Consider the following 18600-nt stretch of genomic DNA (forward strand, 5'->3'; position numbering starts at 1 on the left):
GGCGCGCTCAAGCGCTCAGTCTTGCTTGTTCTTCTCAGCCAGAGCCACTGCTTCGCGGAGCTTTTCCATGGTGCGGGCGAGCGCCTTGGTGTAGCGCTGCTTGGTCCAGGTTTCCTTGGTCCGCATCTTGAGCCATCCCAGCTTGACCGCGTCGGGTTTGTTGCCCATCTCGCCGGTGGAAACCTCGATGATCGTGCGTTCTTCGAGATTGAGCGAATCAAGCACTTCGCGCTTGAGGTTCTGCAGAAACCCGGACTTGAGGTCGATATCGATTTTCATCGAAACTGCACTTCCATCACCTGAGCCTAAACCATCGCATGCGTCGTCTCAACGGGCAGGGCTGAGCCCTGCACCCAGTATTAGGGCCGCGCTCCGTTGTCGCGCGCGGCCTTTGCCAACGGCTTAATAGTGCGCTGCCGTCGCCACGTCCAGGGCTCAGCCCTGGACGTGGCGACAGCGAGTTGAGAAGTGAAAAACCGAAGCGCGAGTTCGGCTATTCTTCTTCGACAGCCTGGCGAATCGCGTTCAAGATGAAGAGGAACTGATTGGGCGCCGATATGCGGCCGAGCATGCTCACCTGCTGGAGGACCTTGAGTTCCTGATTCGTCACCTTGTGCCGCGTCAGCATCGGGCGATCGGCCACAAACTTGCGCCATGCGCTTTCCTGCCGTTTGGCGGGTGCAGAGTCGCGATCCTTACCGACTATCCATTGCGCCTCAGGATGCGCGAGCAGGAACAGTCGCTGCTTGTCGAGCGTGAGGGTATCCGCCAGCCGCGCCAGCAGCGACAGGGAAGGGCGGCGCCGCCCGTTTTCGAGATAGGCGACGTGGCTGGCCTTGACGCCGAGTTTGCGCGCGAGTTCACGCTGAGTGAGGGCATAAGCCGCGCGACGCTGTTTGAGGACCTGACCGAGAGTTTCTTTTTTCATAGTTCGTATTCCGCCAATAGTGCCCATCGGAGCTTTGCGTAGTGGATCATTCCGGTCAGATAATTGAGGGTCTGGCCGGTCGGTAGTGAAGCGCCAAAGTCAAATCCAGTCAATTCCCGCACGTGCTTGCGAATCTGCGCGAAGGCCTTGTCGGGAAGCTGGTCAGCGCGCGCGACCAACCCCCAGTCCCACGGCATCGCAAAGATTCTGCGCGCGATTGGTTCGGGATACGCCGCGAGGCTGGCGATCACGTCGGCGGCGAGTTCCAGCGGTTCGCCAAGGTGACTGCGATGGGCGGCGTCGAAGAAATAGTGAACTCCGTCGCTGGCGCGCCCCGTAGCCTTGGCCGTCACGTGATGGCCCATCTCATGCATGAAGGTCATCGAGACCGCGCCCCGATCATGCGCGGTGTTGAGATAAATGAGCGGATGCTTCAGCACTTTGGGGGCTTTGTCCATGTAAAAGCCTCGCAGGGCCATGCCTTCGGGTCCCCGATACGGGGTGGCCTGAAGATGGATGCGCAGGTCCGACGAAATCGCGGCGAGCTGGTTGAGCGACTTGGGCCGAAACACTTCGCGATTGAACTCCGGCCATATCTTTCTCGTCTCGCGAATAATCGCGCGCAACGTGTGGTAATCGACCGTGCGGCGCATGACGCGCACGTAGTCGAGGCGCGCCAATTCGCGCAGCTCACGCTGCGGCTTTCTCCATGCTGCAAGTTCCTTGCGGCCGGCTTTGTGCGCCCGTCCCAGGATCTCTTCGACCAGTGCGTCTAGCGCAGAACTTCGCTCAGGCTTCAATGTCACGACCGAAAGTCTCCCACCTATGAACATCGAGTGTACGAGGATAGCGGTCCACGATGCAAGTGTCGAAAAAGACCGCGATGAGTTATACTTGCGCTAACATCCTGACTCTGTTAACGAGACTCTAAGTGAGCGAATGACCGTAGCTTGTGCCGTTTGCATCACTTAATGACGATCCGTACCGATCACTACCTGCGAACGCCGCCAGGGCGGTGGCTGGCTGGGATGCATCCCGATCCGGTTCGCATCCAATGGGGCCCCAAAAGCGAGCGTAACAGAGGGGGACGCCGCTTTTTACCAGGTCACGACCGACATTCATATAGCTTTTTCAAGCTTTTGGCGAGGGGCACGCCTCCTCGCTTCCGGGTCGTCGTCCGAGCCCCAGTTCCATTCGGCTACGACGGGGAGAATTAACTCCCCGCGGCAGGAGGTATGAGGGTAATGGAACTACGGCAACTAACGAGCGAGAGGGAACGACGGATTTTTTTCGAACGGATGGAGGAGGCGCGCGCGAAGCGGGGCGCAGGGTTCCGGGAGAGGCGGCGGTCCAGCCTCGCGAAGATTCATCTCGAATACGGGCTGCTCTACGGGCTGTTCGAGCACGACGACGATCCGCCTGAGCAAATGATGTCGGGATTCGTGATGCACGATGTCGCCAGCTACCCGCAAAGTTATACGCGGCCCGACCTGAGCCATCTGCCGGCGCGGTCGGTGTTCGAGGGCGGCGAGCTGTGGTCGTTCGCCAAGGGCGCAGGTCTGCTGGCACAGCACGGTGCGCTTATTGTGGCGGGCCTGATGCAGGTCCAGGCATTGCTGGTTTACCCGATTGTCAAGCCATCCGACCAGTCGGGCCCATATGCACGGAGCAACTTTGTGAAGGCTGGCGATCCGATCGCGTGGCCCTACGGCGAGACGACCGACGGCGGCGACGTATGGGTGCAGCCGATGGTGCTCGAGGGAGAGGCGCTGGCCAACGTGGTGGAAGCGGTGTTCGGGCGCGGCTTCACGACGAGCGATTCGATGCGGCGGATTCGGTTTGACAATCCATTCCCGATCCAACCGACGTTGTCCCGGCCCGCAATTCCAATCGAGCAGCATCTCGGCACAGTTGCATCGGCGGCTCCCCACGGTCACGAGGTGAACGGCGCCGCGCAAGCGTAAATCAGCGACCCGTCAAAGGAAGCGGCGGCCGATCCGACGATCGGCCGCCGCGGCGTCTCAGTTCGAGGGACTGCGGACTAGCCGGCGGAACCCGGCGACGGAAGCTGCGGCTGCTGGCAGGCGCCGCCGCCGACGCAGTTGAGCCCGGCGCCGAAATAAATCAGGCCGGCCTTGACCGGAAAGAACAGATAATTGAGCGGCGTCTCGATCGGGTCGAACTGCTGCGGCGGCGCCGCCGCCTCGGCCCGAGCTTGCAGCTCGACGCGCTGCTTGGTGTTGGTCTCGACATCCTGGATGCTTGCGAGGCGCTGGTCGGAGCCGAAGATTGCCGCCTTGCCCGGCTCGAGCCAGACGTAGCGCAACACGCTGGCGCCGCTGTGGTTGGGATCGGGGATACTATCCTTCAGATCAGGCTGACCCATCGCATTCACCGCCTGAACGGGCGTCATGCCGGTGGTCAGCGACCCGCTCTTCATTACGGAGCATGCGACGGCGAATAGGGCGAGCATCCCAACGGCCGCGCGCGCGAGAAATGTCCGCAGCGTCATCATCGATACCTCAAGCCTCGTAAGGAGCTAACATAACGAAGACATCTGCGGCAACCTGAGCTAATTTCATCGAGGTGGCGCAGACCGATGCGTAACGATTTTGGATGACGGCGACGAACTGCTTTTCGTGTACGGCACCCTGATGAACCCCGCCGAGCGCGCGATCCTGCTGGGCCGGCCCGTCGACGCAAGCCCGGGGCGGATTGCGGGCTACGCGCGCGGCCGCAAGCGCCACTACTTCGTCGCAAAGCAGGCGGGCGCCGTCACGGATGGCGCAATCCTCGAAGGTCTGAGCGCGCGCGAGCTGGCGATCCTCGACGAATACGAAGAAGTGCCGGCGCTCTACACGCGCGAGCGGATCGACGTGCTCGCCGCCGACGGGCGCAAAATCGAATGCTGGATTTACATCCCGACTAGCTGGGCGACGGACTAATCTCGATAGTGACTATTGAGTCCGCCTGTCACTTCACTTCCGCGGGGGGCGGCTTGGGTTGTTCTCCGCGCTTCAAGCCGAACTTGTCGATTCGGTATTGCAGAGTCCGATAACTCATGGCGAGCATTTTCGCCGCCTTTGCGATCACCCAGTCATTGCGCTCGAGCGCCTGCAGGATTGCGTCGCGCTCGAACGTTTCGAAGTTGAAGCCCTCGCTCGGAATCTCGTACCGGTCGCCGCGCTGACCGTCCCGGCTGCGGCCCGGCTTCTTGCGCGACAGGACCTCGTCGGGCAAATCGCGCGGCATCACCTTGTCCCCCTCGCAGAGCAGGATCGCGCGTTCGAGCGCGGACTCGAGCTGGCGCACGTTGCCCGGCCACGAGTAGTCGAGCAGAACTTCCATCGCCTCGCGGCCGATCTCTTTGACGCGGCCTTCGGCAAGATGTCCGAACTTGGCGAGCGCATGGTTGGCGAGCAGGGGAATGTCGCCGCGCCGATCGCGCAGCGGCGGCAAGGTGATGGTCACGACGTTGATGCGATAGTAGAGATCCTCGCGGAAGCGGCCCTCGCCGACTTCCTCGGCGATGTTGCGATTGCTGGCGGCGACCAGGCGCACGTCGATGCGAAAGGAATCGTTGCCGCCGACGCGGCGGAGCTCCTTTTCCTGCAGGACGCGCAGAATCTTCGCCTGCATTCCCTGCGGTATGTCGGCGATCTCGTCGAGGAACAGCGTCGATTTATCGGCGCTCTCGAACAGCCCGATTTTGCGCTCGTTGGCGCCGGTGAAGGCGCCGCGCTCGTGGCCGAAGAGTTCGTTCTCGATCAAATTGTCGGGAATCGCCGAGCAATTGATCGCGACGAACTGGCGCGCCGCGCGCGGCGACAGCCGATGAATCGCCTTGGCGACGATTTCCTTGCCGGTCCCGCTCTCGCCCTGGATAAGGACGGTCGAATTCGAGGGCGCGACCCGCCGCACCAGCCGGATCACTTCCTGGATTGCGGCGTCCTGTCCGATGATGCCCTCGATCTCGAAAGTGCCTTCCAGGCGTCGCTTCAGCAGCTGATTTTCCTGCTGCAGGTTTGCGAATTCCGCCGCCTTGGCCACCCGCGTCACGAGTTTCTCGCGATCGGTGGGCTTCTCGAGGTAGTCGAACGCGCCTGCTTTCATCGCTTGCACGACGCTGTCGGTCGAGCCGTGGGCGGTCAGCACCACCACCTGGCTGCCGGGATAGGAGCTGCGCACTTTCGCGAGCAACTCCTCGCCCGACATCCCCGGCATCATGAGGTCCGTCAGCACGACGTCGAAACGCGACAGCGCCAGCAACTCGATCGCGCGCTTGCCGACCGCAGCCTCTTCGACTACGAAACCCTCTTCGCGCAACGTGTCCGCGGTTATCTGGCGTTCGAGGTCGTTGTCTTCAACGACCAGCACTGAGGCCTGGGTCATGATTGTGTCCATGTGCCGCGCTTGGCGGGAAGGTGAAAGTTACCGTGGTTCCGGGTCCGCCGGCGTTGGGTCCGATATCGATTGTACCGCCGTGCGTCTCGACAATCGCCTTCGACAGAAACAGCCCCAGGCCGATTCCATCGCGCTTGGTGGTGAAGAACGGCTCGAAGACGTGGTTGACGGCTTCCGCCTGGATACCCGCGCCGGTGTCCGAAAAAGTAATCACCATCGAGCCGTCGACGCGCCTGAAGGTAATACCCATCGTGCCGCCTTCGGGCATCGCCTGGATCGCATTGGCGACCACGTTGATGAAGCAGGTGCGGAGTTTCTCGGCGTCCACGTTGAGAATCGGCGACGGGCCGTTGCATTCCTCGACCAGCTCGATCCCCTGGCTTTTAATTTTCGATTCCGACAGCGCCACGACTTCGTCCACCAGTTGATGCACGTCGGTGGGCGCCGGGAAAATCTCGATCGGCTTGCCGTAATGCAAAAAGCTCTGCACCAGCTCCGACAGCCGGCGCATCTCGTCCTTCATGATCACGAGCTGACGCAGAAACGCTTCGCGATCGTTGGGCTGCTGCGGAGCATAGCGCGCGCGGAGCTGATCGAGCGCCAGGCTGATGAAGTTCAGCGGGTTCTTGATTTCGTGCGCCAGGCCGCCGGCCAATTGCCCAAGCGCGGTGAAGCGTTCGAGCCGGTTGAGTTCCTGCTCGCGCTCGCGCGCACGGCGGAGCTGGCCGACCATGTCGTTGAAGCTGCGTGTGAGCAAGCCGATCTCGTCGCGCCGGTGCGCCTCGGGAACCGGCTCGAGGCCGCGCGCCGCGATATTCTGCGCCGCGTTCGCGACCGCATGAATCGGCTTCACGTAGCGATCGGCGAGGATGTAGGCGAAGGCCAGGCCGATTGCGAAAATCGCAAACGCGATCATCAGCTCACGGGTCCGGCTCTGTGCCAGCGGCTGCGCGAAGTCGCCAAAATTCGCCACCACCTGCACGTAGCCAAGCAGATGATCCTCGACCTCGACCGGAATCAGATAGACCGTGGTCTCCGGCGCGAGCGGACCGAGCTTGCCGGGCGGAATCGTCACCAGGTCATCGGGATGCTTGAGTTGCTCGGGGGTAAGCCATTCGGCCTGCTTGGGCCGCAGCGCGGCGCCGATCAGATGCGGATTGGAGCTGTTGAGGATCAGATTTTCGCTCGACGCGATCGATACTTCGAGTCCCTTGGTGTGCAGGTCGCCGACGTAGGTGTGCAGCAGATCGCGATCGGTGCCGCCCACGGCGGTCAGCTCCTGCACGCTGATCTGGATCACGCGCGCGAGATCCTTGACCCGCTCCTGCGTGGTCGCGACGATCGCCGCCTGCGTGCCCAGGCTCACCCACACCTCAGTGCCCAGAGTAAGCCCGAGCAGGCCCACCATCAGCACGATCAGCTTGGCCTTGAGGTTCAGCGCGGGAAAGTATGAATCCATTTTTGATGTCGCCGGGCCCTCCGGCGCGGCCACGCGATAAATCGACCTATTCGCTCTTGCTCACGGGCTCGTTGGTCTTGCGCAAAACCAGCAACCGGGTCCCGTACACCGCGGCGCTCAGGATCGCCACGATCACGATCAGCCGCTCGAAGCCGCCGATGTATTTGATCATAATCTCGATTTGCCTGCCGAAAACGTAGCCGAGCGTTACGACGATCGGCACCGATATCAGCGCTCCGAGCAGATCGTAGAGCAGAAACACCGCCGGGCGCACGCCAAAAGATCCCGCCGACAAATAGACCAGGGCGCGCAGGCCGGCCAGGAATCGCGCGTAAAAAATCGCGCGCGCCCCGTAGCGGTGCATGAAACGCTCGATGCGCTCGATCTGATGCTGCCGGCCCGGCCACGCCAGCACGAAGTAGCGCACCAGTCCCGTGCCGAAGTGCCGGCCCATAAAGAACAGCGAGTTGTCGCCCGCGACCACGCCCAGCAGCGAGACCGCCATCGTGATCGGGTAGCGCGTCACCCCGCGATGGGCCAAATAGCCGCCCGCGAGCAGCGCCACGTCCTCTGGAATCGGCAGTCCAAGTCCGCACAGCATCAGAACAACGAACAATCCAAGATAAGTGAAGTGTTCGATGTACCCGGAGATCAGCCCGACCAAGCTCAGCTCCCGTGGGCGTAACGCGCGCGCAATGCGTCACGGATTCGTTCTACCGGTACGCCCCGGCTTGTCATCGACGCGGCATCGTGAGCCTCGCCGACGCAGATCGCACACCTGCTGCCGTGCGTATCACGGTAGCAATCGAGCAGGTTCTTGTGCCCGATCGACTTGTCGCAGCCGCAGTAGCAATGCAGTTGCGCCAGCAACGTGGGATCGCGCTCGGCGATCTCGTATGCCTCGCGCACATTACCCTGGAAATTTTTCGGATCGAGGGTTACCCGCAGCTGTGCCCCAGGATCGGAGGCCGCGGCCATCTGGTCCGCCGGCGGCTGCGCTTGCGTCGACACATAGCTGGCGTAAGCGATTGCCACCACCACAACCGCGGCGCCTGCCAGTGCGACAATCCCTTTGACGCCCTTGAACATGAGTCTCCCCGCAGCCGGAAATTATAGCATCTCGATGAATCTTAGGCTTTGATTCGCGAAACTGTATAGAGCGGCCGGGCGATGCGGTCCGCGACGGGTATGCGGCAGGCGTTTGAGCATGCCCATCGCGAGAATCCGCCGGCGGAAGTTCCGCCGATCGAGCGGACGGCCCAGAATTAGCGAGTATAGTTCCTCGAACTCGGCGAAGGTGAATTCCCGCGGCAGCAACGCATACGCGATATTCGTGTACTCGAGTTTCGACTTCAGCCGTTTGACCGCATACGCAGCCATCAGCGAATGATCGTACGCAAGCTGCGGCAGACGCGTGACTTCGTACCATCGGCCGGTCGCGTATTTGTCGCATGGCGCGCCGATGCCAAGCGCGTCGGGGATCAACGCCATGTACGCGACCGATACCACGTGCGCCCGCGGGTCGCGCGACGGATCTCCAAACGTGAACAGCTGCTCGAGATAAGCGCTGCCAAGTCCGGTCGAATCGTAAAGCTCGCGCCGCGCCGCCTCGTCGAGCAGTTCGCCCACTCGCACCAGCCCGCCCGGAAACGCCCACCGCCCGCGGCCCGGTCCGCGGCGCAACTCGACCAGGTAGGTCTGCAGGCGCCCGCCGTTGATCGCGAACAACACCGTGTCCACCGCGACCATCGGCCGCGCCAGCCGTTCCCCGCGCGCCACGCCGGAGGCGGCGGCTTGTGCGCCCGCGCTCAGACGCTCAGCTCGAGCATGCGCTCCAGGGCCCGCTTCGCGCCCACGCGCACGTCCTCGGACAGTTCGATTTCGTAGCGCAGATGGCGCAGCGAATTGAGTGTGCCCTCGAGCGTGATCATCTTCATGAACCGGCATAGCTTGCACACCTTGTAGAAGTGCTTGTCGGGAATTTCCATCAGCAGGCGGTCCGAGAGACCGCATTCCGTCACTACCAGAAATTTGTCGGCGTCGCTGCCGCGCGCGTAACCGATCATCGCGCTGGTGGACAACACCGCGTCGGCCAGCGCGAGCACGTCGTGGCGGCACTCGGGATGCGCGATCACCTTGATCCCGGGGATCGCGCGCTTGACCTTGTTAATCTCGTCGGGGGTTATCTGGTGATGAACGTAGCAGTTGCCGTCCCATGAAATTACCCGCTTGCGCGTCTGCCCCTGCACGTAGTTGGCGAGATTCTGATCCGGCACGAACAGGATATTGTCCGAGTCGATCCGCTCGACGATCTTCGCCGCGTTGGATGACGTGCAGCACGCGTCCGACAGCGCTTTGACGTCGGCCGTGCAATTGACGTACGACACCACCTTCAGGTCGGGGTAAATCTTCAGCAGTTCTTGCTTGCGCTCCGCCAGCCGCTCGGCCGTCACGCTGTCGGCCAGCGAGCATCCCGCCTTCAAATCCGGCAGCAGCACCTTGCGATCGGGGTTGAAGACCTTGGCCGTCTCCGCCATGAAGTGAACGCCGCAAAAGACGATCACGTCGGCGTCGCGCACCTCGCGCGCGTTGCGCGCCAGCTCCAGCGAGTCGCCGATAAAATCCGCGACCTCGAAAATCTCCGGCCGCTGGTAGTTATGCGCGAGTACCACCGCGCGCCGCGCCTTTTTAAGCCGCTTGATTTCCGCGATCATGTCCGCGTAGCGCTCGCAGTTGTCCGCCGTGTAGCTCTCGTTGCCGAGCACCCCGAGCTTGTCGCGCAGCGCGCTGCCGCTAATCGCCGTTTCGACCGATTGGTTCACCGTGAGTCCTCTTTACCGATCCCGCCGTTAGTTTGCGTCAATCTGACACTTACTCCAGCCCGGCAAGCTTTGCAAGCCGCGTACCGGTTGGCGAAAAGGGGCGCCGCTCTGATAAATCAAGTCACAAATGCGCGTGCGGACGGCGAAACGCCGCTTTTTCAGGAGTTAATGTGATGGATGAAGTATTGGATCGCGAGCTTCCGTGAGCGCCGGATCATGAGCCGTCAAATCGCACTCGCCCTGGTCCGCGACTTGTTCTTCCGCTCGAAGCTCGACGCGGTCGCCGCCGCCGTTGGCGCCGAGGTCGGCTACGTGTCGGCGCTCGACGCCGTTGCCTCGCGATGCGCCGAATTGAAACCGACCGTCGTCTTCACCGATCTCTCCGACGATGCCTTCCCCGCACTCGAGACCCTGCAACAAATTCGCGCCGCCGCTCCTGGCGCGCGCGTGATCGGATTCGCCTCGCACGTGGATTTGAAACCCCTGAAGGCCGCCCGCGAAGCAGGCTACGAGCTGACGCTGTCGCGCAGCGAATTCACCGCCCGGCTCCCCGACCTGCTGCGTTCATAAGCGGGCTTCGGGACACTCGCCCGGGCAACGGGCAGGGGTGACCCCTGCACCCAAGGTTAAGGCCGCGCTCCGTTGTCGCGCGCAGACGCTTAATATTGACCTCCCGTGCCAACGGTTCTTCTATTGCGTAGTCGCGAAAAGATGCGCTGCGCAGATTTTCGCGTCTTCTCAATACCGGGTGCAGGGGTCACCCCTGCCCAAGGAGGTGCGGAACCCATGGTGGGTTCCGCATTTAATTAAGTGAATTTCTTCTTCACCCCCGCCGCGCGATAAACCGCGCCTGCGCGATCTTGCCCGCGCGCGCCATCTCGCCGATGAAGCGGAACCCGTCGATGAGCGCGTCGAGCAGCTCGGTGCTGAACCCGACGATCCGCAGGGCATCATACCTGAGCTGCATCTCGATCATGTCGAGATATAAATCCACATAACGTGAAAAGCGCCCGGTGTCTTCGGCGACGCGCACCTCGCATCCGTTTGCCGAGAGCAACTTGGCGTAGCCCGCAATGTCCTCGACGTTGGCAAACATCATGATGCCGAGAAAGCGCTGCGCCTCGGAATCGCTCAGTCCCGCAGGCCCTTCAACCCAGTCGGTGAACGCAATCACGCCGCCGGGACGAACGATCCGCGCTGCCTCCGCAATCAACTTTGGCTTGTCGGGAACGTAGCACCACGCATCCTCGCTCCATATGAAATCCGCGCTGGCCGACGGCAGTCCGCTTTCGCGGGCATCGGCGAGAATGAATCGGATTTTATCGTCCAGACCTTCCTCGTGGGTCAGCCGCCGCCCGCGCTCGACTATCGCTTCGGTTACGTCGACGCCGATCATCGAGGCGACATTGCGAAAGCGCACCAGAAAGCGCATGTCACCGCCGTTGCAGCAACACAGATCGACCCCCTTCATCCCGGCCTTGATTCCGGCGCGATCCGCCAGATCGATCGACGCCTTCATTCCTCCAACGTGAATTTGCTGCCCAAACATAAGTTGAAAGAGGTCGCCCTGCGCACTGCTGTAGACCGAGACGACATCCGCCACCTTGACACCCTTTATGGACTTCACGATTTGCTCCCGGCGCCTGGCTTGCGGGCGCGGACGAATGCGCTCATAAATTTGCCGTCCGCCATCTGCGCGAATTTCTCGAGCTCTGGATTTCCCGCAAGAAATCCCTGCGCGTCAGCAGCGGTGTAGATCCGCGTCGGTTCCACTTCGATCTGTTCGAATCCCGCCGCAGCGAGCTTCGATTGGTATTCCGATTCCTCGAGCGCCCCCGCGATACATCCGGCCCACAACTCGACCCGCCGGCGAATCTCGGCGGGTATCTCACCGCGCACCACGATGTCCGAAACGGCGAATCGCCCGCCCGGCTTCAGCACGCGCAACGCTTCGCGCAGCACGCGATCCTTGTCGGCCGAGAGATTGATCACGCAGTTCGAGATGATCACATCAACCGAATTGTCGGGCAGGGGAATATGCTCGATCTCGCCTTTGATGAATTCGACGTTCTGGACACCCGCTTTGCGCTGGTTATCGCGCGCCAGGGCGAGCATCTCGTCGGTCATGTCGAGCCCGTACGCCTTGCCCGCCGGCCCAACTCTTCGCGCGGAGAGCAGCACATCAATTCCGCCACCGGAGCCCAGGTCGAGCACGGTTTCGCCCGGCTTCAGCTCGGCGAGCGCGGTGGGATTACCGCATCCCAGCGACGCGGCAAGCGCCTCGGCGGGAATCGATGCGGTCTCGCCCTCGCGGTAGAGATTCGACGTGATTGGGTTTCCCGCGGGCGCCGCCGAGCCGCAGCATGAGCCGCCCTGATTCGCGACTCGCCGCGCCGCCTGCGCGTACTCCTCGCGGACCTTTTCCCTTATCGATTCATTACTCATCGTGACCTCCATGCCTGCCCGCTGTTTTACGGGAGAGGCGATTAGTGGATTGCGAACGATCCGGCGAGGCGGCCGGCGTCTTGTGAAGGCCGGCGCAACAGTCCTCGGTCATGAAGCGGATCAACTTTGCGGCTTTGGGCCAATTGACTGCGTAGTAGATGAATCGCCCCGCGCGATGCGCCGTCAGCAAGCCGCATCGAGTCAACGCGTCCAGGTGATGAGACAGCGTCGAGCCCGGCATCTTGACCCGGCGCTTGATCTCGTCCACGCAGGTTCCATCCGGCCCCGCGCGCACCAGCAGCCGGAAGATCTCGAGGCGGCCGGATTGGCCGAGCGCACTCAGCTGTGACACATACTCTTTCACTACGATACTTCTAGTATCATCGAAATATAAACGGCGCAAGAGCCTCCGGTCGCGGTTTCGAGAAATCCGTTTCTTTGATTATGATCGTGCAGCCCGGGATGTTCTGATTTTCGCCTGGCGTTCGGACAATTGTCGAAACGATGGACCCCAAGACAAATCCACAGCCGCGCAACCCGGGTTACAAATTGGCCAGCATGCTGGGTATGCTCGCGCTGGCTGTCGCAATCGCGATACTTATATTTGCCGCGTCACGCTTGCCGTACTTTCCGACCGACCTGGCGATCGCGCGGGGATTGCAGTCGCGCGCTGCGATGCCGGTCTCGGCGGCAAAGTGGATAACGGCGACCGCGGAGAAACCGTGGTGGCTGGTTCTACTCGCTCTGACCGCCGTATTTGCCTGGGTGATCAGCGGATGGCGCGCGGCGCTGCTCGCGATTCCAGTCTTCTTCGGTCTGTTGCTTTTCGGAATCTGGCTCAGTCCGCATGTCGCCCAGCCGCGGCCATCCCCTGAGCTTATAAAAGTGATTGGGAACCCAAAGGGCTATGCGTTCCCTTCCATTTTGGGACTCATCTACGCGGCTACCTTCGGCTATATCGGCTTGCTGGCGGCCCGGCGATCGCGGGGCGCATCGGCAATCGTGATCCCAATCTTGGCGGCGGCTGCTCTGATTTTGGGCGGCTGCGCCCGGATCGTGCTCGGCGCGCACTGGCCGAGCGACGTCTGGACCTCATATCTCATGGGTCTTTTCTGGATTGGACTCCTGATGCCGTTATCAGCCCGCGACATGACCCCGCGGCGACGGGCAGCGCAGTATTAAGCCGTTGGCAGGGGCCGCGCCCGCCAACGGCGGGCGGCCTTAATACTGGGTGCAGGGCTCAGCCCTGCCAGGGGTCACCCCTGCCGTGCGGCGGTGATAAAGTGGTTCGCATGCCCACAGCGCTCGACAACTTCCATCCTGCCGTTCGCGCCTGGTTCGAGCGGCGCTTCAGCGCGCCCTCGCGCGCGCAGGAGCTTGGATGGCCCGTTATCGGCGTCGCCAACGACGCGCCCGGCTTCGACGTCCTGCTATGCGCGCCGACCGGCAGCGGCAAGACCCTGGCCGCCTTCATGTGGGCAATCAACGGCCTGGTCGTCGGCGCGGCGGGCGACCGGCTCCGCGATGAAGTCTCGGTGCTGTACGTTTCGCCGCTCAAGGCGCTGGCCAACGACATCCGGCTTAATCTCGAGGAGCCGCTCGACGGCGTGCGCGATGCCGGCGCCGAATCGGGCCTCGATCTTTCGCGTATCCGCGCCGGCCTTCGCACCGGCGACACCTCCGCGAGCGAGCGCACGGCGATGCTCCGGCGGCCGCCGCATATTCTGGTCACGACGCCCGAGTCGCTGTTCATCCTGCTGACTTCGCCCAGGTTCCGCGAGAAACTCGCCGCCGTCCGCCACGTGATCGTCGATGAACTGCACGCCCTGGCCGGCAACAAGCGCGGGGCGCATCTCGCGCTGACGCTCGAACGGCTCGAACGCTTCGTGACGAGTCGCGGGAATGCGCGGCCGAATCGAATCGGCCTGTCGGCGACGTTGAATCCGATCGAAAAGCTCGCGGGGTTTCTGGCCGGCTACGAGGTGGCGCGCGACAACTCACGCTCACCGCGGCCGATAAAAATAGTTCGCGCCGACGATCGCGTCCGCACGATGGATCTCCAGGTAATCGCGCCCGGCCCCGAGCTTGGACCGCTGGCCACGCATCCGCATTGGGAGGCGATGTACGACGAAGTCGCGCGCCTGATCGGCGAGCATCGCACGACGCTGGTTTTCACGCTGAGCCGCCGCTTTGCCGAGCGGGTGGCGCTCAATCTGCAGAAGCGGCTCGGCGCCGACGCCGTGATGGCGCATCATGGCAGCCTCGCGCGCGCCGAGCGCCTGCTCGCCGAGCAACGGCTCAAGCGCGGCGAGCTGAAGGCGATCGTCGCGACCGCGTCGCTCGAACTCGGCATCGACGTTGGCGCCGTCGAGCTCGTATGCCAGCTCGATTCGCCCAAATCGATTTCGGCGGCGATTCAACGCGTCGGCCGCTCGGGACACAGCCTCGGCGCGACTCCCAAGGGACGCTTCTTCGCGCTGACCACCGACGATTTGCTCGAATGCGGCGCGGCGGTGCGCGCGATTCGCCGCGGGCATCTCGACGAAGTGGAAATCCCGATGGGATGCGCCGATATCGCGGCGCAGCAAATCGTCGCAATCGCCGCCGAGGAAGAGGAAATCTCCGAAGCCGAGCTGCTGCGCGTGCTGCGCAGCGCCTACAACTTCGGCGATCTCGACGCCGGCAAGCTGCGCCATCTGCTGGAGCAGATGTCGGGCGAGTTGCCCGAGCGAATCATGGGCGCGTCGCCAAAGATTTTTTTCGATCGCGTCAACGGCCGCGTCCGCCCGCGCCGATCCGCCCGCCTGTCGGCCATCACCTCGGGCGGAACGATCCCCGAAGCCGGCAACTACGACGTCGTGATCGAGTCCGAGGGCCGAAAGGTCGGCGATGTCGAAGAGGACTTCGCACAGGAATCGTCGCGCGGCGACGTGTTCTCGCTCGGCTCGATGCCATGGCAGATTCAGCGCATCTCGCGCGGACGCCTGATGGTCGAGCCGGCGCCCGGGATGGCGCCGTCGCTGCCGTTCTGGCAGACCGAGGCGGGCGGCCGCTCCCAGGCGCTGTCGGCGGAGAATTGCGATCTTCGCCGCGAGATTTGGAGCCGTCTCGAACGCAACGAATCTGCCGCCGAATGGCTGACGCGGGAATGCGCGATGTCGGAGCGCGCGGCCACGCAAGCCGTCGACTACGTCCGCCGCGGCGTCGAGGCGCTCGGCGCGATCCCGGACGAAAAGACGGTAGTCGTCGAGCGCTTCTTCGACGGCGTAGGCGGCACGCAAATCGTCATTCACACGCCATTTGGAATCCGCCTCAATCGCGGACTGGGCCTGGCGATTCGAAAGCGCCTGTGCCAGTCGTTCGATTTCGAAATTCAGGCGTCGGCGATCGACGACGGCGTACTGCTCGCGCTGAATGCGCGGCACAGTTTTCCGCTCGACACTCTGTTCAGCATGCTGAAGGCGCGCAACGCGCGCGAGGTGCTGATCCAGGCGATCCTGGCTGCGCCGATGTTCGAAGTGCGCTTCCGCCACGTTGCCACGCGCGCGCTGGCGGTGATGCGCTCGTCGCGCGGCAAGAGGGTGCCCGCTTGGATTCAACGCCTCCGCTCGCAGGAACTTCTGTCGGCGATTTTCCCCGGCCAGCAAGCCTGCTTCGAGAACCGGCCGGCCACGATCGAACTTCCGGACCATTTTCTGATCGAGGAAACGATTCGCGAATGCCTGGAGGAGTCCACCGACCTGCCGCGCACAGTACGGATGCTCGAAGGTATCGAGAGCGGCGCGATTCGCACGGTCGCCGTCGATGCGATCGCGCCGTCGGTGTTTGCGCATCGGATACTGCTGGCGTGGGACTATTCATTTCTCGACGACGGCGAGCGCGCCAATCGCCGTTCGCGGACCGTGACGATGAATCGCGGCCTGGCCGAGGACGTGTTTCGCAAGGAAGACCTTTCCGAACTGCTCGCGGCGGAAGCGGTCGAAAGCGTCGTCGCCGAAGTGACGGGCCTCGCAGCCGGACGCAGGCCGCGCTCGCGCGACGAATTGTACGAATTGATTCGGGCGCACGGTTCGCTCACGCAAGCCGAGATCGAACAGCGCGCGGGCGCGGGCTGCCGCGCGATGATTGCGGAACTGGATGCGGAGCGGCGAATCGCACGGGTCAACTTAAGTAGCGAATCGCCGGAGCGAATCATTGCGAGCGAAGACAAGGGCATCTTCGCCGCCGCATATCCCACCGCATCGATTGACGGCGGCGCCCAGTCGGGCGACGAGGGCCTCGATGGCGACGGTGCGCGCGCCGAACTCGTGCGCCGCGCGATGAAGACTTGCGGACCGGCGACCGCCGGTGAAATCGCGGCGCGACTGCATATCAAGGAATCGGAAATCGAGCGGATGCTCGCGGCGCTGGAAGGGGCGGGCGGAATTTTTCGCGGTCATTTCACGCGCGCTGACGCGGTTCAGTGGTGCGACCGCTACAACCTGGAACGGATTCATCGGATGACGCTGGCGCGGGTGCGCGCTGAAATCGAGCCGTGCGCGGATCACGAGTACGCCGCGTTTCGGCTGCGATGGATGCGAGTCGGCGGCGCTGAACTGCCGGCCGATCAGAGCGGCGTCGCGGCGGTGCTCGAACAGTTGTCAGGAATCGCGGCGACGGCCGAGATTTGGGAGCACGCGATTCTCCCGGCGCGCTTCGCAGGCTATCGGCCCGAGATGCTCGACCTGGTCTGCATGAGCGGCCAGATGAAGTGGGTCGCGGTTGCCGAAGAAGCTGTCGAAGGCGCGCGTCGCGCGAGCACACCGTCGCGGGTCACATTCATCGCGCGCAAGGCCAGTCTGTTTATACCGCGAGAAGCGCCGGCGCCGGCGGACGCGAAGGAGCAGGCGGTGCTGGCGGCGCTGGGAGCCGCGGGCGCGCAGTACCTGGACGAGGTTGCGGAGCGCGCGAATATTTCGGAGCGCGACGCATTGTCCGCGCTATGGCGGATGGCGGCGGCGGGGCAGGTGAGCAACGACAACTTTGCGCCTTTAAGGATGTTTGCCGAAGATCGCGGCACCGAGCGCGTGCTCGAGCCGGTCGGGCGCCGCCCGACGACTCGTCACGACGCGGCGGTGCGCGCGCGGCTGAAGTCGAGCCTGGCGGGCCGCTGGTCGCTGGTACGCGCGGGCGAGCATCACGCCAGCGCGGAAGACGCGCGGGAGCTCGCGCTCAAATTGCTCGAGCGCCATGGAATTCTCGCCCGGGAGATGCTCGGCCTCGAATCGACGCATATCTCGTGGAGCGAGATCGCGCCGGCGCTGCGGCGGCTGGAATACAGCGGCGCGATTGCGCGCGGATGGTTCGTGAGATCGATTTCGGGGGAACAATATGCGCTGCCGGAGGCGGTCGAAATGCTGCGCGCGGCGCGGACTCTGATTCCGGCGCGAGAGAAACCGGTTGCGTTGAGCGCAATCGATCCCGCCAATCCGTACGGCGCCGTGGTGGCAGGATGCGGTATCGCGCGCGAGGCGGCCAACGTCGTGGTAATTCGGGCCGGCCGCGTGATTGCGGGATTGCAGGGACGCGCGCTGATCACGGCGGGCGAGGGCGCCGCCGACGACGAGAGTTTCAGCGCGGCGGTGGCGGCGATTCTGGCGCTGAAGCCGCGTATCACGATCGATTCAATCGACGGCGTGGCGGCGCTGCAATCGCCGCGGGTCGGCATTCTGGCCGCGATGCGATTCCATTCCGACGGACGATCGCTGGTCTTCGACGGATTGCATGGCCCGGTTCCGGCGGGCGCCTCGCGCCGCAGCGCCGGTCCCGGCTAGAGGGCGGTCGGGTTGCGCAATTTTACCAGTTGATTGGCGGCGGTCGCGGCGTATTCTGAACGCATAACAAATTGAATCGGATTGTCCGGCGCGCCGGATTTGGAGCGCGCGCCGGCTTTTACCATCGCTCCAGGAGGGCAAGGCTCGATCAATGGCTACTAACAGTTTCGGTGCTCGTTCGACGCTTTCGGTGGAAGGCAAAAGCTACACGATCTTCAAGCTCGAAGCGCTCGAGAAGCGCGGTTTCTCGCTGGCGCGGATGCCGTATTCGATCAAGGTGATGCTGGAAAACGTGCTGCGGCGCGAAGACGGCGCGGTGGTGACGACCGGGCAGATCGAGGCGCTGGCCAAATGGAACGGCAAGGGCGGAGAGCGGGAAATCTCGTTCATGCCGGCGCGGGTGCTGCTGCAGGATTTCACGGGCGTGCCGGTGGTTGCGGATCTGGCGGCGATGCGCGAGGCGATCAAGAAGCTCGGCGGCGATCCCGCCAAGATCAGTCCGCTGCAGCCGGTTGACCTGGTGATCGATCACTCGGTGCAGGTCGATGCTTTTGGCAGCGCCGATTCGTTCGCGGCCAACGCGCGGCTGGAATTCGAGCGCAACCGCGAGCGCTATCTTTTCCTGCGCTGGGGGCAGGGCGCATTCGACAACTTCCGCGTCGTTCCGCCCGACACTGGAATCGTTCACCAGGTGAATCTGGAATATCTCGCGCCGGTGGTTTTTTCGTC

Annotated in this window: 19 protein-coding genes; 6 read left to right on the forward strand and 13 right to left on the reverse strand. The window is 63.2% G+C overall.

Translation table 11 applies throughout. The features are described 5' to 3' along the window. Positions 1–15: 15 nt before the first annotated feature. From ABSB13_RS07075 to ABSB13_RS07085, 3 genes are all read right to left on the reverse strand, one after another. Positions 16–279 carry a hypothetical protein gene (locus ABSB13_RS07075; protein WP_424673620.1) on the reverse strand — a complete coding sequence of 88 codons (264 nt, stop codon included), beginning with the start codon at positions 277–279 and terminating at the stop codon, positions 16–18. Positions 280–493: 214 nt separating this feature from the next. Further along, positions 494–928, reverse strand: coding sequence for a helix-turn-helix domain-containing protein (locus ABSB13_RS07080; RefSeq protein WP_428106868.1), 435 nt, complete (start codon positions 926–928; stop codon positions 494–496). Further along, the gene (locus ABSB13_RS07085; RefSeq protein ID WP_428106870.1) at positions 925–1734 is read right to left on the reverse strand and encodes a hypothetical protein; all 810 of its coding nucleotides are present in this window, start codon (positions 1732–1734) and stop codon (positions 925–927) included. The genes ABSB13_RS07080 and ABSB13_RS07085 overlap by 4 nt, the downstream gene beginning before the upstream one ends. A gap of 438 nt (positions 1735–2172) precedes the next feature. Here ABSB13_RS07085 and ABSB13_RS07090 point away from each other — a divergent pair, with 438 nt between their 5' ends. Next, entirely contained in the window at positions 2173–2892 is a 720-nt protein-coding gene (locus ABSB13_RS07090) for a hypothetical protein (protein ID WP_428106872.1), read from the forward strand. 77 nt (positions 2893–2969) lie between these two features. Here ABSB13_RS07090 and ABSB13_RS07095 read toward each other — a convergent pair whose 3' ends face one another. Beyond that, the gene (locus ABSB13_RS07095; protein WP_428106873.1) at positions 2970–3443 is read right to left on the reverse strand and encodes a hypothetical protein; all 474 of its coding nucleotides are present in this window, start codon (positions 3441–3443) and stop codon (positions 2970–2972) included. A gap of 97 nt (positions 3444–3540) precedes the next feature. Here ABSB13_RS07095 and ABSB13_RS07100 point away from each other — a divergent pair, with 97 nt between their 5' ends. Continuing rightward, complete coding sequence (locus ABSB13_RS07100) at positions 3541–3873, forward strand: gamma-glutamylcyclotransferase family protein (protein ID WP_428106876.1); 333 nt, start codon at positions 3541–3543, stop codon at positions 3871–3873. A 28-nt stretch (positions 3874–3901) separates the two neighbouring features. Here ABSB13_RS07100 and ABSB13_RS07105 read toward each other — a convergent pair whose 3' ends face one another. The 6 genes from ABSB13_RS07105 to nadA are packed head-to-tail and all read right to left on the reverse strand — an operon-like array spanning position 3902 to position 9613. Continuing rightward, positions 3902–5320 carry a sigma-54-dependent transcriptional regulator gene (locus ABSB13_RS07105; RefSeq protein WP_428106877.1) on the reverse strand — a complete coding sequence of 473 codons (1419 nt, stop codon included), beginning with the start codon at positions 5318–5320 and terminating at the stop codon, positions 3902–3904. Next, a complete protein-coding gene (locus ABSB13_RS07110; RefSeq protein ID WP_428106879.1) occupies positions 5292–6791 on the reverse strand; it encodes a sensor histidine kinase in 1500 nt (499 codons plus the stop codon). The genes ABSB13_RS07105 and ABSB13_RS07110 overlap by 29 nt, the downstream gene beginning before the upstream one ends. 46 nt (positions 6792–6837) lie before the next feature. Then, on the reverse strand, positions 6838–7455 hold the full coding sequence (locus ABSB13_RS07115; protein ID WP_428106881.1) for a DedA family protein: 618 nt from the start codon (positions 7453–7455) through the stop codon (positions 6838–6840). Positions 7456–7457: 2 nt separating this feature from the next. Beyond that, a complete protein-coding gene (locus ABSB13_RS07120; protein ID WP_428106883.1) occupies positions 7458–7880 on the reverse strand; it encodes a CYCXC family (seleno)protein in 423 nt (140 codons plus the stop codon). 21 nt (positions 7881–7901) lie between these two features. Further along, entirely contained in the window at positions 7902–8570 is a 669-nt protein-coding gene (locus tag ABSB13_RS07125) for an NUDIX hydrolase (RefSeq protein WP_428106885.1), read from the reverse strand. Positions 8571–8599: 29 nt separating this feature from the next. Next, entirely contained in the window at positions 8600–9613 is a 1014-nt protein-coding gene (nadA, locus tag ABSB13_RS07130; protein WP_428106887.1) for a quinolinate synthase NadA, read from the reverse strand. A 177-nt stretch (positions 9614–9790) separates the two neighbouring features. Between nadA and ABSB13_RS07135 the strand changes: the two genes are divergently transcribed. Next, the gene (locus tag ABSB13_RS07135) at positions 9791–10183 is read left to right on the forward strand and encodes a response regulator (RefSeq protein ID WP_428106888.1); all 393 of its coding nucleotides are present in this window, start codon (positions 9791–9793) and stop codon (positions 10181–10183) included. A gap of 253 nt (positions 10184–10436) precedes the next feature. Here ABSB13_RS07135 and ABSB13_RS07140 read toward each other — a convergent pair whose 3' ends face one another. From ABSB13_RS07140 to ABSB13_RS07150, 3 genes are read right to left on the reverse strand one after another with little or no spacing between them, the layout of a single operon-like run. Next, positions 10437–11240, reverse strand: coding sequence for a methyltransferase domain-containing protein (locus ABSB13_RS07140; protein WP_428106890.1), 804 nt, complete (start codon positions 11238–11240; stop codon positions 10437–10439). Beyond that, on the reverse strand, positions 11237–12058 hold the full coding sequence (locus tag ABSB13_RS07145; RefSeq protein ID WP_428106893.1) for an arsenite methyltransferase: 822 nt from the start codon (positions 12056–12058) through the stop codon (positions 11237–11239). The genes ABSB13_RS07140 and ABSB13_RS07145 overlap by 4 nt, the downstream gene beginning before the upstream one ends. Continuing rightward, a complete protein-coding gene (locus ABSB13_RS07150) occupies positions 12051–12422 on the reverse strand; it encodes an ArsR/SmtB family transcription factor (protein WP_428106895.1) in 372 nt (123 codons plus the stop codon). The genes ABSB13_RS07145 and ABSB13_RS07150 overlap by 8 nt, the downstream gene beginning before the upstream one ends. 140 nt (positions 12423–12562) lie before the next feature. Here ABSB13_RS07150 and ABSB13_RS07155 point away from each other — a divergent pair, with 140 nt between their 5' ends. The 3 genes from ABSB13_RS07155 to ABSB13_RS07165 all read left to right on the forward strand — a co-directional run. Beyond that, entirely contained in the window at positions 12563–13240 is a 678-nt protein-coding gene (locus tag ABSB13_RS07155) for a phosphatase PAP2 family protein (RefSeq protein ID WP_428106898.1), read from the forward strand. 110 nt (positions 13241–13350) lie between these two features. Then, positions 13351–17871 (forward strand): DEAD/DEAH box helicase, encoded by a 4521-nt coding sequence (locus ABSB13_RS07160; protein WP_428106900.1) that lies wholly within the window; start codon positions 13351–13353, stop codon positions 17869–17871. Between the two features lie 151 nt (positions 17872–18022). Continuing rightward, a partial coding sequence (locus ABSB13_RS07165) for an aconitase family protein (RefSeq protein WP_428106901.1) occupies positions 18023–18600 on the forward strand: 578 nt, incomplete at its 3' end.

This window comes from Binatus sp. (SeqCode) (genome assembly GCF_050013435.1).
GTDB lineage: Bacteria > Desulfobacterota > Binatia > Binatales > Binataceae > Binatus.